This window comes from Oleiphilus sp. HI0123 (genome assembly GCF_001635315.1).
The window spans coordinates 1-15,984 of record NZ_LWGE01001045.1 but is presented as its reverse complement, the minus strand read 5'-3'; the positions used below and the strand labels follow the sequence as shown (position 1 = coordinate 15,984).

The 15,984-nt window shown below is 42.8% G+C and carries 14 protein-coding genes; 3 read left to right on the top strand and 11 right to left on the bottom strand.

Going from position 1 to position 15,984, the window contains the following annotated elements:
* Positions 1-316: HD-GYP domain-containing protein (locus A3761_RS09255; protein ID WP_156491777.1), on the bottom strand; the 316-nt coding region annotated here is incomplete at its 3' end.
* 47 nt (positions 317-363) lie between these two features.
* On the opposite strand from A3761_RS09255, the gene A3761_RS09250 reads away from it, so the two are divergent.
* Positions 364-2,448: a TonB-dependent receptor gene (locus tag A3761_RS09250; RefSeq protein WP_068509502.1), complete on the top strand. Its 2,085-nt coding sequence runs from the start codon at positions 364-366 to the stop codon at positions 2,446-2,448.
* Between the two features lie 13 nt (positions 2,449-2,461).
* Here A3761_RS09250 and A3761_RS09245 read toward each other — a convergent pair whose 3' ends face one another.
* The 7 genes from A3761_RS09245 to A3761_RS09215 form a co-directional block, all read right to left on the bottom strand.
* Complete coding sequence (locus A3761_RS09245) at positions 2,462-3,649, bottom strand: DUF819 family protein (RefSeq protein ID WP_068553504.1); 1,188 nt, start codon at positions 3,647-3,649, stop codon at positions 2,462-2,464.
* Between the two features lie 8 nt (positions 3,650-3,657).
* On the bottom strand, positions 3,658-4,875 hold the full coding sequence (locus A3761_RS09240; protein ID WP_068510870.1) for an alanine racemase: 1,218 nt from the start codon (positions 4,873-4,875) through the stop codon (positions 3,658-3,660).
* 127 nt (positions 4,876-5,002) lie between these two features.
* Complete coding sequence (locus tag A3761_RS09235; protein ID WP_068510872.1) at positions 5,003-6,175, bottom strand: methyltransferase; 1,173 nt, start codon at positions 6,173-6,175, stop codon at positions 5,003-5,005.
* A 70-nt stretch (positions 6,176-6,245) separates the two neighbouring features.
* Positions 6,246-7,205, bottom strand: a complete 960-nt coding sequence (locus A3761_RS09230) for a tetratricopeptide repeat protein (RefSeq protein WP_068510874.1) — start codon at positions 7,203-7,205, stop codon at positions 6,246-6,248.
* 232 nt (positions 7,206-7,437) lie between these two features.
* On the bottom strand, positions 7,438-8,475 hold the full coding sequence (locus A3761_RS09225; RefSeq protein ID WP_068510876.1) for a hypothetical protein: 1,038 nt from the start codon (positions 8,473-8,475) through the stop codon (positions 7,438-7,440).
* 30 nt (positions 8,476-8,505) lie between these two features.
* Positions 8,506-9,546, bottom strand: coding sequence for a polysialyltransferase family glycosyltransferase (locus A3761_RS09220; protein ID WP_068510878.1), 1,041 nt, complete (start codon positions 9,544-9,546; stop codon positions 8,506-8,508).
* A gap of 17 nt (positions 9,547-9,563) precedes the next feature.
* Complete coding sequence (locus A3761_RS09215; protein ID WP_068510881.1) at positions 9,564-10,457, bottom strand: glycosyltransferase family A protein; 894 nt, start codon at positions 10,455-10,457, stop codon at positions 9,564-9,566.
* A 196-nt stretch (positions 10,458-10,653) separates the two neighbouring features.
* Here A3761_RS09215 and A3761_RS09210 point away from each other — a divergent pair, with 196 nt between their 5' ends.
* Positions 10,654-12,579 carry an acyltransferase family protein gene (locus tag A3761_RS09210; RefSeq protein ID WP_068507741.1) on the top strand — a complete coding sequence of 642 codons (1,926 nt, stop codon included), beginning with the start codon at positions 10,654-10,656 and terminating at the stop codon, positions 12,577-12,579.
* Positions 12,580-12,589: 10 nt separating this feature from the next.
* Here A3761_RS09210 and A3761_RS09205 read toward each other — a convergent pair whose 3' ends face one another.
* The gene (locus tag A3761_RS09205) at positions 12,590-13,480 is read right to left on the bottom strand and encodes a LysR family transcriptional regulator (RefSeq protein ID WP_068507739.1); all 891 of its coding nucleotides are present in this window, start codon (positions 13,478-13,480) and stop codon (positions 12,590-12,592) included.
* 343 nt (positions 13,481-13,823) lie between these two features.
* Here A3761_RS09205 and A3761_RS09200 point away from each other — a divergent pair, with 343 nt between their 5' ends.
* Positions 13,824-14,822 carry a polysialyltransferase family glycosyltransferase gene (locus tag A3761_RS09200; RefSeq protein ID WP_068507737.1) on the top strand — a complete coding sequence of 333 codons (999 nt, stop codon included), beginning with the start codon at positions 13,824-13,826 and terminating at the stop codon, positions 14,820-14,822.
* 47 nt (positions 14,823-14,869) lie between these two features.
* Here A3761_RS09200 and eda read toward each other — a convergent pair whose 3' ends face one another.
* A complete protein-coding gene (gene eda, locus A3761_RS09195) occupies positions 14,870-15,406 on the bottom strand; it encodes a bifunctional 4-hydroxy-2-oxoglutarate aldolase/2-dehydro-3-deoxy-phosphogluconate aldolase (RefSeq protein ID WP_068507735.1) in 537 nt (178 codons plus the stop codon).
* Positions 15,407-15,408: 2 nt separating this feature from the next.
* On the bottom strand, positions 15,409-15,984 hold a 576-nt coding region (locus tag A3761_RS27570), incomplete at its 5' end, for a hypothetical protein (RefSeq protein ID WP_197472995.1).

Below are 15,984 nucleotides of genomic sequence, written 5' to 3'. Positions count from 1 at the left end.
CTTGTTTATAGCATCGACGATTCACCAGCGCATCGAACACATCTGCCACCGAAGCAATTCGCGCAAAGATATGAATATCTTCACCCGCAATACCGTTTGGATAGCCTGAACCGTCCCAGTTCTCGTGATGCCCACCTGCAATGAGCGCGCCCGCTCGCAAGACCTCTAAGTCAGACGTCGAAAGTATATCGTAACCGATCTGGGCATGAGACTGCATAACCTCCCACTCTTGAGGTGTTAGCTTACCAGGCTTGTTAAGGATATGATCAGGGATAGCGATCTTCCCAATATCATGTAGTGGTGCCGCTTTATACATTACCTCATTATCTCGATCACACAGTCCAAATGTCCATTCAGGACTTAATGAACCTCAAAGTAACTGTTGCATCAGTATTTGAAGAGTCAGAGCTGGACGCAGCGTCTAGCGTATCTCTTCTGACCGAAAATGACTGGCAAAAAACAGGAGCAAAACGCTTAAGTGATGTGCTGGAAAGTGTTCCTTCCGTGGCAAGTTACCCTACTTGGGGTGGTGCCGAAGCAATAGCAATTCGCGGCTTCACTACAGAGCTATCGGTGCGCGGCATTGCCAACACTTTAAATGGCGTCCCCTTAAACAGCTACACTTATGCGACCTCGTTGTATGATAAACCGATTATCAATCTTGATCATTTAAGCCGTATAGAAATGGTTAGAGGGCCCGGCAGTACACTCTATGGAAGCGATGCTTTTCATGGTGTAATTGCTCGACAACTCAAAGACTCTAATAAAGATGAGACCCAGATTAGAAGTAAAGTAGGCAGTGATGGTTATACCAAAGCCTCTCTATTTGTCGCACAGACATTCGAAGATAGCATACTCAATGCCGGCTTAGCATTTGCCCGACAGAGCGATCAAAACTTGAACTATCGCTACACCGATCCTGATGACGGTTTGCTCTATAACTCCGAAAGACACTATGCCTATCGTGATCAAAGTGGCTTTATAAAATTGAGCGCTGGCAAAGTCGATACAGGACGTGTCGAGTTTTTTTCATACTACGCAAACTATTTGGCATCTGGTTTTCCAAGCACCGGCACCCAGTTCTTTACCCGTATTGATGATAATTTTGACGTGCAATCTACCAGCTTAACTGAAGATCGGGAACATTCAGGGCAAGATTCCAGCTTCTGGCTCGCAAGCTTATCTTACGATTACCAGCTTAGCGATAGCATTGAACTGGGCACTCAAATCTATCATTGGCAGAGTAAGCAAGAATGGTCATTTGACAATGCACGCTACCCGATAAGCCTCGTGTACGCGCCTAACGATATACCAATCACTTCTTTTGACTGTAAAGATGGAACCAATACGACCAATAACCCTCTTTACTGCCCTCACACACTCTATCAATCTACAAATGAGCAACGTAGTGGCGCGAAACTTCAGTTAAAAGGCAAATCGCCTGAAGCCTCAACGCAATGGGTTCTCGGTGCTGGTTATGACCGATTTATCGTCAACGGTAGCAACTACTCCCGGATCGACTTAAATGGCAGCACCCTTGTTGATCAAGACAACCCTTATAAGAATTCTAAACGACACATTAGGTATGCACTATTCCAAGCCAAGACAGGCTTATTTAATGACAAACTGCATGCTGTCTATGGTCTCAGAGCAGACGATTACTCAGATGTCGGCTCTCACCTTTCGCCAAGAGCAGGGCTCATTGTCAAAGTCAATGAAAACTATAGCTCCAAGCTTCTTTACGGCCACGCTTTTAGAGCGCCCACAGCAATTGAGAGATTTGGCTCTGTTCAGGCAATTGAAGCAAACGAGAGCATCAAACCAGAGGAAATTGATACGATTGAGTGGGTCAATCATTTTCTCGCTAATGACTATTCTACAGAGTTAACTCTGTTTTCAAGTCGCTGGAAAGAAGGCATCGTTTTAGTGCCAACAACGGGCTCTTCTCAGAAATATTTCAACACAGGTAGAAATGAGTCTTATGGTGTTGAGCTTTCTGGTCGAAAACAGTTCAAGAGGTTTGAGTTAGTTGGCAGCAGTAGCTATGTTCGAAGCGAGAATAAAGAACTCAATAGTGATTATTTAGCTTTCCCACAGTGGATTTTTACACTTCAGGGTAACTACCTACTTGCTGATAGCAATATCGAGCTATCAATCAAACAAAGAGCAATGCTCAACTATAGTGAGGGTGACTATATAACCTCGACAAACCCGACAACGCTAGAGGTGACGCAAATTGCGCCAGAGGATGCAGATGATTATTTTCGTACTGACCTCAGCCTTCTTAAACACTTCGACTCTAAATCAGGCGAAGGCGAACGTGCTATGTATATAAACGTGAATAATATTTTTGATCAGAAAAATACCGTCGCATCACTATATAACGTTGAAAACGGCCTAGCGGATTCTGGCTTATCAGTTGATATTGGACTGTCCTGGAGTTGGTAGGCAACGATTTACTTTAAGAGCTCAACCAGCGTATCAAGTAGGCGAGCGTAATCCCTAAATAGTTACCCAGGATATAGCCAAGAATTGCAGCGGCGAAACCTGGGACTATTAGCGATTTATTCTTCAAAGCACCCGCCACGACGGGTATAAATGGCACCGACATGATGGCTGCGGCCGAACTAATCAAGAAGGTATCTGTATCGACTTTAAATAGCTTGCATAAACTAGCATGCAGAATTAACGTGCCAACCAATAACAAGGCGATAAAGAGAAATAACTCTACATTCAGAGCACTTAGAATTTCCAAGTTGGTCATTGTGCCCATGGTAAAACAAAACACTAGCACCAAATACATGCCGCAATGAAAGCTCTGCTTCAAACGCTTTACCTGAGGAAAAAATGACAAGCCCAGACCAGCACTCGTAATCGCCACTATCGTCACTACTGAAGACATACTTTTCGGGAACAACTGAGAAAGGCCTATACCAATAACCAATGCCAACACTGCAAAGCCGAGTACAGAGGCAACATTTAAAACATTTTCTTTGCTCACTAGCTGCTTATAGGCATGTGAACTTTCATCACTCAAGTGATCAAAGAGCCCCCCACCCGACGTGCTATTCAAGGGCAACTTTTCGCTTTCATTGAAGGCTTTTAAAAACCGGCTAAACAGCGGTTTTGCGAGGCTCACAACAAATAATAGATATAAGGCCGACAGCAAAATATCATAGCTGGTCATCGTAATAAACACCGACTGCTCACCTTCAATTGCCGCACTAATAGCCGCCATATTCGGGCCTCCTCCGGTATACGCGCCGACCGCTAATCCAGCAACTTGCCACAAATGCTCTATTCGCCCATCAAACAGTAAAGACAGAATCGTCGTGATAATCATCACGCTAAACAATGCTAGAATCATGGCTTTAATCGTTGGCCCAGCCAAGTGAAAAGCAGACTTAATATCCATTGAAAAAGCCAGCATTGGAATTGCCAAGGCTATGGCGACTTCAGTTACCTGAGTTTGGATCGAGAGCACATCGCTACCGGGCAAGTAGTTCTGGATATTGAAACCCGATAGCACAATACCCGAGGCAAAAGCCAACACCACGACACCCAGCTTGTCGAGAATGGCCCAGCGCTGAGCAGCGACAATCAACACAGCGGGAAAGCTGAGTAAAACGAGAATAAAGAAAATACCCATCACTACAACTATTGCTCCCAGCGAGGTGTTTTTGAGGTATCAAATACAGACCACCAAGCAACAATCTTTCCCTGATCATAGACAGCTATTTGCCCGAACTGGAGAAACAAGGCTTCACTTTGTCTGGGCCGGAAGAACATATAGTCGTTAGGCTTTAGCTCAGAAGACTCTGCAAGCGAATACATTTCCTGATTGCTTGAGCAACCGTACAACTTCACTCGTTCAGAGCCTTCTGGATAGCACGGATCAGCAAGCCAATTGCCACCATAAATAAAGCACGCCTTCTTCGGTAACAGCTTCGCACTCCGCAAAAAAGGAGATAAAGATGAAGCAATGGGCAAACTTGGTTTTTCAATTACCTTTAAAATGGGGGCAGCAATAAATGCGGCAGGCACATGATGCTCCAGAGTTGGAATATCAAAGTCGCTGGGCTTAACCAGAGCTGACGAAACTGCTAATTCATTCCTAAAATCGCCTTGCTGATACAAGGAATAAGTTGGGCTTCCCCCTGCGTTTAAACATAGCCCTTCATGAGAACCAAATACTTCGTCAACCACATTAACAAAACGCTGATAGCTACTTTTTGCAGCACGAGCCACGACAGCCCTTCCTTCCAAAATATTAAGCGCCTTGGCAACGTGGTAGTCGTAACCCATTAGTCCGCTAAGGCTCAATAAATCAGATTGTTTAATACGCTCTAGACAAGACCTAAACTCACTCATGTCAGCAAAGCCACCACGATGCAAACCCACGTCGACCTCAAGGTTAACCTTCATCTTGAGCCCTGACTCTAAAGCAACAGCCTCGTACTCGTTCAAGCGTTCATTTGAGTCAATCAGCCATTGAACTTGCTCTGCTGGCTCAAAGTCTAGCGGCTCACCTTGCTTCTCATACCACTGATAGAAAGCTCTAAGCGCCATGACAGGCATAGGTTTTCCTAACAACAAGTCCGGCTTTACGGGCCATTTATGCTCTGCAATATGTATAAGAAAAGGAAGGTGAAAGCACATTAAACGAGAGGAATTAGTTTCGGACAGTATATATTCCAGCATAGGAATACTGGGTAAAGATTTTGCCACCACTCGATAGGCAAACCCTTTTTCTAGGGTTTCTTTCAAGCGTGCAATATTTTCATCCAACAAAGATTTATCGACAAGCAGTACAGGGCTAGCAAGGCCTGCCTGACTCAGAGCGAGCGATAGCTTAGAAAAATAGTTTGCGTCCATATTATCCAACTAGTCTTATTATTTTTTTGGATCTGCAGTCTAAACCAAGTAAAAGTCCAGCCTACCTGAGATCATAAAATCCCAGACTAACACAAACATGAATATTATTCATATTTTAAGGAATGGCTTACTTCCCAGCTTTGAGAATTACAAACTTCTTATTCGCTGCGATATTTTCAAAGTTACCAAATATTCTTTTCAAGTCAGAATGGTAGCCAAGGTGCCGATTTGCCACGAGCCATACCTCGCCACCCGTTTTCAATGCACGTTTGGCTTCTTTGAAAAAGGATTGGGCTATCGAAGTGCTCACCGTATTTTGCTGATGAAACGGCGGGTTACAAAGAATCAATTCCAATGAATTAGACTTAGCCTTGCTCAAGCCGTCACAAGCAATAAACTCAGCACGGTTTGTAGGCATATTGACCGCCAAATTGTGTTTCGCAGACTGTACCGCCTGAAAAGACTCGTCATAGAAAAACATCTGGGCATTAGGAAAGCGCTGTAAGTAGGCTAAACCAAGTACCCCATTCCCACAGGCTAAATCAGCGACTTGTGAAACCTCCGGTAAGCACTTGTAATGCCCCAAAAAGAAGCGACTGCCAATATCCAAATGATCATTGCTAAAGACATTTGGTAAAGCCTTCAAGTTCAATTCAAAATCGGGAACGCTGACAGACTTGCACTGTTCAAATATATTCTGCTCTGAAGCGTACGCCAGAGATTTATCAACCTCTGCCCTCCAGACTCGCGCTTTTTTTACACCTGGCAAAAAACTCGCCGGGCCAAAGCACTTCTCCAGCAACTCATACTGACCTTTGCTTAAGTGCTTATCCATACCTGCAAGTAAAAGTGTACAGCCTTCTTGTGCCCACTTATTCAGTTCAGCGAGTAAATAAGCCAGCTGGCTTTTAGATTTAGGTACTCGACCAATGATTAAGTCTGGGCGCTCTTCTCGTTTGACGAGATACTCAAGACCCGACTCAAAGTCCAGCACATTATCGTCATTCGCTTCAGCATTCTTCTTGAGGTTCTGTCGCGTTGCTTCTAATGACATCCATGAGTCGCCGTAACAGAGGGGCTTATATTTCATTAAAGGAATCGTCAAAGCACCAAAGTTATCGTGCACGATACAAAGCTGCTTGAAGCTTCCAGCCATGTCATCAACCAGATTAAGCAGGTAGCTGTCTGCAGCATCCCAGGCACGCAACTGACTACGCTTTTCAACAGGATAACGCTGAAGCTCATAATTCTGGCCGTTAGCGGTAAATGCGTTGGGATTTTCTGATGAGGAAGAAGACATAAAGGGATTTTAACTAATGAGCGAACTGAGCATTATAGCTCAAGCCATGCCTATCAAGAAGAGCCTAAGTTTACAGCGCAGCGCCAGCCTGACAAGCAACAGAAAGTCTCTGCCTACAAGCCTGTTGATACAATTGCTGCGCCTTGCTTAAGTTCTTAATAACACCGAAACCGCTTTGATAGAAACGACCTAATTGAAACTGAGCCTGAGCACTTCCTGATTTTGCAGCCACTTCAAACCAACGAAATGATTCATGCGAGTCGTGTTGAGGACCATCTTGTAAATAGATTTGCGCCAAACTTAGCTGAGAATCGATATCACCTTGTTCGGCTGCCAAGGTATACCAACTAATGGCTTCAGCTATGTTTTTACCAGAGACTTCACCAGAATGATAAATTCTGCCTAGTTGATACTGAGACAGTATATGCCCATGATCAGCCGCCCGTCTCAACCAACGCAAAGCCCTTTTCGGTTTAGCTTCGACACCCAATCCATTTAAGAGCATTAGCGCTAAGTTATACTGAGCTTGAACGTCTCCCAACTTAGCCGCCTTCTTGAACCAGCTATTAGCCTTTGTTTCGTCTTTGACGTCTTCATTGGTGTAATAAATTAAGGCTAGATTATATTGAGCTGAGGTATCGCCCTGTTCGGCCGCTAGCGTATACCACTTTATCGCTTTATTAATATCTCTAGGTAAACCGTCACCTTTCTCATACAGCACAGCTAGATTATTTTGCGCTTCCAACAAGCCTGACTCAGCGGCTTCTACGTACCATATCTGCGCATTAGAAATGTTCTTAGCGACACCTAAACCTTCCTGATTAATTCGGGCCATATAGAATTGGGCAATGCTATCGCCTTTATAAGCTAATGGCTCCCATATATTTTTGGCGCAGACATAGTCTCCTGAATTGAAGCAGTGGCGGGCTTGGTCAGAGCTCGCATGCATCTCGATAGAAGTAACCAATAAAAGAAAAGCTAGAGTAAATTTAATATGAGCAATAAAGCTCGGCCAGAAACCAGTATTCAATACAAGATACCCTTAATCATCTGTCACCCGAAATAAGTACGTATCAGTATATACCAGCAACCCGGAAATAGGAGGTTATCTATATATTATGGGAAGCCAGCTAATGTACGTTTTACTCTTAGTATCGCGAAGCTGTAAAGTTAGCGGTGTTGAATCTAGACTTATTAGAGGTTTGATTCTTGGCAAAAGCTTTAAGCTGGTAAAAAAGAATATTCTTTTACATTAGCCAATGTTAAATACCTCGACGTAACTCCCAAGGGAAAACCTTCCCCATGCTGTTTAATAAAGTCTGCACAATTATAGGGTCCATTAAGTCAGTGAGTTCCCACTGACTTAAAAATAATAGCGCTAAATACTGATCAGCCAGGCTGAGGTCTTGTTCGCCACATGTCAGCATATCTGCAATTGACGAAAACATTGGCTTATCATCACTCTTGTACATCAAACGCCCATAAGAACAAACAGGCTTGCCTAAGACCATTGCCTCATGAACCAAGTTAGAGTTAACCGATACGACCCCAACACAATTTTTATGCGCGGCTAAATCAATACTACGGATACCTTTCTTAGCCTCGATAAATGTCACACCCTTTGGTAACGTCGGAGCATTAGATAAGCGGCATTTTTTAGCAGGATGCTCAGTCACGATAATGTTCACACCTTGCGCTTCCGCATAACTCCGATCAATTAGCGCCTGAGCCAATAAATCGTTGGCGCCCTTCTGCCCATACAAGCTCTCAAAACCAGAATCAGAAAACTTCAGGTTATAGTCCTCTCCTCCTTGGAGTGGCAATAAACAAAAAGGCTTTTGAGTAAGGCCTGCGATATCAACCTTTTTAGGCCTCAAGAAGTGTTGAGCGCGAGCTTTGCAGTGCTCTAAATCGCGTCGACCTATGCGCTCAACATAATCAACGCCAGAGTCAAACTGAGTGTGGCTGCGTGCATTGGCCCCATGAGGAGAGATTTGATAAGACGATCTCGGTAGCCAGCCATGTTCAACAACAAGCGTTTTATCGCCATCATCGACAAAACGCTCCGACCAATTAATTGAAACAGGGGGTATTGATTCAAACAAGTCAGGATTGCTATGGACAGTTCGAGCAAGCATGCTGAAAAACATTGTCTTCGCACAGGCTCCGCCCTTCAAACCCAATATAGAGGTAGCACTCGACCAATTTGACCGCCTCCCAAAGCGTTTGAATATCACATTGTCATGAGCCTTAAACTCTTTTGGGATAGCCCCCCAATAAGTCTTTTTATATTTCTTCACTGTCAATATCCATTATTTAAGTGTTAATGCTTATTCCAATGAATAGCTTTTCTTTATCCCAAGAGCGCTGAATAAGTCATTCATTTGCTGACTAGCCACCTCACAGCTTAATGTTTCAACACGAATATCCGGCCTCAACCACTTGGCAGACAGCAAGGTTGTCGAGATATCGCCCAAAACAAGCACGTCATCTCCCAGCAGAGGCAAGATAAGCTCAAAGCCTATATTTTTATCGATACGGGTTGAACCTGGAAACATCTCATCGAGCAAGTCAAGGTTAGTACTCCTCGGGTGAGCCTTGACCCCAATGTCACGAGGGGAGAAAGTTTCTAACAATCGCTTATAGGCACTTGTTAGACTATCCGGCTGCCTCATATAACTAGCCTCATGAGGCAAAGTAATCAACACCTTAATCGCATCGAAACAGCTTAAATCGACCTTTCTATCATCAAGTAAACTTTTAGAAAGCTGTTTAAATTGATCAGATGAGAACAAATCTGTGTTGAGCGCTAAGCGCTTCTTTTCCTGCAACAGAGGGTGAGCATACTCAGGGAACGCCAAATAGGCTTTTGAAATCCAAGCAGAAGAGCCTATTGTCAGGGCGTTCTTCCACCAGGTTCCGTATACGAGTTTCTTAAGAAAAGGATCCAGAAAACGGTGAGCGAAGCTATTCATTGATTTGTGGCCAATATAGCTCACCGCACCATCATCCATGTAAATACCGGTCGCACGTCTACCCGATTGACTGGCAACATGCATCGCATACTGAAACTCTACTCGGCGATCATTTCCAGTATAAATTTGTTTACTCGAATCCGAAGCAAACAAAACATCAATCCGTTTCATGACCTCCCGACGATGCTGTATCTTTCCGAGACCTTTATCATTCGCTAAAGAAACGGTTTCTTGAAACAATCCCTTTACTTGCTCAATCGCTAGAGTGAAGGATTTGGCCAAATCCAGGTTTTTTGAAACAATTACAGCTATGTTTTCTTGTCCTTGATTTTCAATTGCTAAGTTAGAGGCAATAAAAAAGTGTAAAGGAGAGGATATGAAATAGTAGTTTTTCATCGCGTCGTCAGCACCGGCTATTCTTGCATGTGTCTGATCTTGCTACGCACTTTAGATATATTGGAATCCTGCGCATAACGCCCTTTCGTCACATGACGAATTTGAAAGACACCATCAATATCTAGAGGGGTTCCTTCCGACTTAATCAGCCATTTGAACGCTGTATCTTCATAAGTTTTACGCCAGGTTAGCGTTTCGGTCTGGAAGATTCTTATTTTTTCACAATAGCCAATCGCCCGAGCTACATCACCATGTACAATCTGAAAAGCGCCTTTTGCTTTATCACGAGTATGAGAGCTAAAGTTCGCGGTTTCAATATCAACTAATTGAGGCTCGGCATCTTTACGCAACATCGGGTCGTCATCTTTCAACATGTCAGTTGTTTTCTCGGAGCGCGGGTAATACAAAATATCTTTCTTACCTTGAAGTGCTTCAGCCAAAGAATCGAGGCAATTCTTATGGAAAATAATATCGCAGTCGGTAAACCACAACCAGTCAGCTTTAGTCGAACGAGCCGCCATGTTTCGACCAATTCCGCGGCGAAATAGTTTTCCCTTACTTAGCGGCTGAAAATTCCAAGTAACATTTGGCACCTCTAGCTTAGAAAAGTAATCTAAAACAGCTTTGGTACCTTTATCTTCCTCAGCATAAAACACGGTTGCGGTTAAACGTAACTTACTGGGTGGGTAGTTGACGTATGAACTTAACTGATAGCTCAAGGTATTAGAGTAGTTCCAGCAATGACTTACGATTTCCAGATCAAACTCACCTGAAACAGCTGACCGAGTTTCGGTTTCAGGAATGGGGTCGCGAAACCACGACACGGGTAACAAAGGCTTAACAAACCACCGAAATAGTTGGATCAAATATGAATCATAACGAAGTGGCGGATAAGTTTTGGTTTGTTGCATCAAGACGTTTCCCAGAGAAAGTATCGTAGCCAAGGATATTACCATAAGAGCAATAAAATGGTTCCTATTATTAAGACATACTCAATCCCATAAACGGTGAAGGAAGACAACACAAGCCCCAAACTTGTCCACATATTTTTTTGTATGTTAGTATCGCCGCCATTTATTGAAATACCTATCAGATCCAGGATTCATAATGCTTTATAGAAGTGAAGTTGACGGTTTACGAGCCATAGCAGTGCTACCAGTCATTCTTTTCCACGCTGGACTATTTGGTTTTAGCGGTGGCTATGCTGGCGTCGATATCTTTTTTGTTATCAGCGGTTATTTGATTACCCGTATCATTCTGGATGAGCTGAACGCAGGTACTTTTACGATCAGAAACTTCTATGAGCGTCGCGCACGTAGAATCTTACCCGCTTTATTTAGCATGCTGACTGTAACAACGCTTATTGCCGTTGTCGTGATGCCTTCAGAGCTTTTTAAATCTTATGCCAATAGCGGGCTAACGGTTATCAGCTTCATCTCTAACTTCCATTTTTATAGCGTTAGTGATTATTTTTCTACGGCAGCAGAGCAAAAACCACTGTTACATACCTGGAGCCTTGCAGTAGAAGAACAGTATTATGTACTCTTTCCTTTGTTAGCCTTATATGCCTTCCGTAAAGGTAAGTCACTCTCTGCAATCGTTATCGCTCTCACGCTCGCCTCTTTACTGTTATCGCAATATATGGCCTTCAAAGGAGACTCCGCAGCAAATTTCTATTTAATTTCCTCTCGTGCTTGGGAGCTATTGTTTGGCTCAATTATTTCCATATACAAATTTGATCAGATTTCATATACGAGACCCGTCAGGCAGATAGCGTCTTTGACTGGTCTCACAATGGTTATCGCTTCATTCTTTTGCTTTGATGCTGACACGCCATTTCCTAGCTTTTATACTTTGCTACCCGTTATAGGTGCCAGCCTAATCATTATATTTGCTGATCGCCAAACTCTAGCTGGCAAATTACTCTCTCTAAAGCCAATTGTAGCCGTAGGACTCATCTCCTATTCTCTCTATTTATGGCATCAGCCATTGTTCGCGTTCTTGCGGATGAAGAGCTCAGGCGAACCTTCTGAAGCACTATTCATCCTGGCAGTACTTTTAACCTTCGTACTGGCTTTTCTAAGTTACCGCTATGTCGAAACCCCGTTTAGAAGAAGCCCTAAGTTCAAAAACAAGGATATGATCCAGGTTGCTAAACGTTGGATAGGTATTGCTATATTAGGCTTTGGATTCATACTCGCAACTGACGGCATGCAATTTCGTTTTAGCACCGAATATGATGCAACGATTGAACATAACCCTAAGAGAAAACAGTGCCACACCAAAGGGAAAGACTACCTGCGCCCGGAAGAATCGTGTCATTACTTCAACGACAATGTCACCTGGGCTACTTTTGGAGATAGTCACACCGTAGAACTTGCTTATGCCTTAGCAAAGAAGCTCGAGCCTCATAAGCAAGGCAACCGTCACTTGTCGTTTAGTGGCTGCCAACCCGCGCTGAACTATAATGTCAAACGAGGTGGCTGCCATAATTGGACAAATGAAACACTAGCTTACTTAGAACAAGAACAAAGCATTAAGAATGTAATCGTAGGCTACCGATATACAGGTTTTTTATCTAAACCAGATATCAATAATTGGCTGAGAGAACCTTTCCGAAAAGAAACGCACGAAGAAGTTTGGGAAATGTACTGGCAAAGCCTAGATGAGATTATCAGTCGCTTATTAAAAGCAGGTAAAATGGTCTACGTAGTCTATCCGATACCAGAATTACCAGATCATATCGCGACGATACTGACCCCGAACTACCTCTTTGTTGATGATTATACCTATGACAAGGATAAAACCACGACAGTGGATGCATACATGAAGCGTCATGCGTTTATCCTTGAGAAACTAGATAGCTTGCCATTTGGTGATAACCTGAAAGCAATTAAGCCTCTCGAAGCAATATGCTCTGAAGAATACTGTCCGACAGTAAGGGATGGCCAAGCACTATATTTCGATGACGATCACTTAAGCTTAACAGGTGCCGGAATTGTACTGGATCATGCACAACTCAAAATTGACTAGCCAATAGGGATTATCCAAAATCCCACTTGGCATGTTTGGCTGAAAACTCAACCATATGATCAATAAACGCACGCAGTTTGGTGGTAAACTGCTTATTGCTTGGGAACAAGATGCTTAAAGGTAAGTCAAAGTTATACTCTGGGAGCACTTCAACCAGCTCACCCTTTTCCAGCGCATTGGCGATATGAACACGAGGTAAACGGGTGATTCCCAAACCATCGACGGCAGCCTGACGAGACATAAACATATCATTGGTGGCAAGACGTGTTTCCACCAAATCAACCAGTATATCCGGCTCAGGGTTAAGCCATTCAGGGATTTCCAGCTGAACTAATTTATGGCCACCTAAGTCATCAATACTGTCAGGGTAACCGTACTTCTTAATGTAGGCAGGACTACAACAGTAAACAACGACAGCCGAGCCCAAACCACGCCTGACAAGACTGGAATCATCCAAATGACCAGCAATGATCGCACAATCGATCTTCTCTTCAATCAGGTCTACTTTACGCTGATTAACCAGGTTCTGAAGCTTAACCTCGGGGTACTTCTCCATAAAGCTCGCCATCAGTTCAGACATAAATGGGTCTTCATAGGCGTAAGGCGAAGTCACTCTTAATATTCCTGAAGGCTTGGCTTGTAAGTTCTGAACAGCTAACTCTGCTGTTTCAGCCTCCTGAAGCATGCGACTGCAGTGTTCATAATACACTGCGCCGATATCAGTCAGCTTTTGCTGCCGGGTGGTACGATACAGTAACTGTACATTTAAGCGTGTTTCCAGATCAGAAATTCTTCGACTAATAGTAGAAACAGGAATACCACTTTTCTTCGCAGCACTGGAGAAGTTGCCACTATCGACAACCGCTACAAACACAGCCATTTCATCAAGAGAGTAATTCATAGCCTAAGCAACCTTCTCAAATATGGTAAAGTTATTCTATTTTTTTTGTTATTGCCCTTCAATCTGAGCAGATATAGACTAACTCAAAACTTGCTTAGCGGGTAGCACTAAATACAGGCCTTTTGGTACTACCCCTCTTTTCTCTCTTTTCGTTTTACTCAGTTGAGTGACCCGTTTAACTTTCTGATATAATCGACTTGCATTAAACAGGTAGCATAAATAACATCTACTTACTTAACCAATCGATTAAAGGCAAACATAGGTTCCCTTCTTAGAAGTACCTTATTACTAGGCCTTACCTTGTTAAACACTTTAGAATACTTTCCCGGGCTGGTAACACGTAATGACAAGCCATATATTTCTGATTGACACTGAACTTCAATGCTTTGCGTCACTAAAAATTATTGAAACAGAAAAAATCCATCGCCCCATATTCTTTAGTTTTAACAAGAAAGCTTCCCACTACCTCAAGCAACGTAAAAGTAAAGTAATTCCTCTGGAAACTAAATCAAGAGGTATCTTCCGAAGAGCCCGTGCTCTTCATAAAAACATTAGTAAAATCAAAAAGCACTTAAACGATAAGAATATTTTTTACATTAACCGGCTCGATCTAATTTATACGAACGTCATCATTGGAACGCTCAATAAAAGTCATAACATAGAAGTTCGAATCGTGCCTGAAGGTACGATAAACTATTCACCTGAAGACGCATCCGTAAAGTGGGAATATAGAGCGAAGAAAAAATGGCCATCGCGCATAAGCTATGGAGTCACTGGACTACGCATATATCCTATAGAAGGGGAACGAATAGGCACAGATACTCCCATCGTAAGCACTGCCTATAGTTTTTCTGGGCTAGAAAGCCCTTACCCTAAGTCGAAAGTGAAATACATTTCCTTGCCTGACAAAACTTCTGAATCGGATCGAATAGGGGCTAGAAAAGCATTGGTTGTAGGTCAGTGCCTTCTAAAAAATAGTAAAACGCCAAAGGAAGTTGAACACCGTATTTCGAATGAAATAGAGAATAAGTTAAGCTCATTGGGCGTGACTGAAATACATTATATTGCCCACCCAAGGGACGAATACGACTGCCTATTCAAGGAAAACTATAAAAAAATTGAACACGATTACGTTTGTTTAGAACAGTATTTGGAACAAAATGAGTATGACGTTCTGATATCATGCTGCAGCACAGTTTTACTCACTGCAAAACTGATTTTTGGTGATCGAATAGACTCTATATCTGTTGGCGCCAATATCTATCCACAGGCCCTTGATAGTATTAGTACTATATTCAGAGTAGCGAACGTTGATACGATTGATCTTGATTCAGTCGGATAAATCAAGCTGTGCAAAACGTTCACTTAATAACGACACACCAGACCCTTTTAGAACATCCATGACCCTCCGACACAAAGAACATTATCTAAATCCAAGTAATCTTTCGCAGTGGACTCATTCACCCCACCTGTCGGCATGAAGTACATATTACGATAAGGCCCCGAAATTGCCTGAATATATTCAACACCGCCTAAGAGCTTTGCTGGAAATAACTTTACCAAACAGAGACCCAAGGCAATAGCTCTCTCAATCTCCGTGGGTGTTGCGACCCCAGGAATAAAGTCAAAGTTTCGCTCTTTAGATTTCGAAATTATTAGTTCATTCAACCCTGGAGAAACCCCAAAATCGGCTCCCGCACAAATCGACTCATCTAGCTGCTCAACATTCAATATAGTACCTGCCCCGACCTTCAAACTTGGAAAGTCGCGCTTTATGCTACGAATAGCATCGAGAGCTACGTCTGTGCGTAAAGTTACTTCAAAGACATCAAACCCATCAGCAACTAATGCCCGAATTTTATTTTGCAAACCTTCAAGATTCTTAACAACGAGCACACAGACGACTTTATTTTTTAGATATTCCATCTTTATCCACCAATTATCTCCATTGCAGCATTAAGAACCTCGTTTTTATTATCCTCATAAACCTCAGGAAAAACATAACCCCACTTAGCTTGGATGGTAGATAGCTTTTCAACCCAATTACACTTTTCGAGATGAGAATATGAGTCATCAATAAAAAGAGCCCTCTTGATATTCATTCGTTTTATATAGTCATCCATGAACAAAGACTTGCAGCCAAATTGGTCATATGACCTCGAATCAAAAATTTCGACATCACGCAACACACCGTACTTTTCAAGAAGCGCACTGACAGTTTCTGCATCCTTCGTCGTTACAACAACAACATTCGAATTGTTATTTATTAAGTCTATGAAGCCATTAGCACCTTCATAAAAGTGATTTAAATCAAGCCATTCATCCCAGAAATGATTTCTAACAACTTGTCGCGTAGCAAAAAATCTATCCTGGAAAACCCTAGCTTCGTCTCCTGCTTCATTTGGCAACATATCTAGAAATTGGACGTCCTTCTCTTCGTCCAAACACTTTAATAGATAATAGTAATTCCACGCGGGACCAATATGACAACGCTGTTCGAGAAA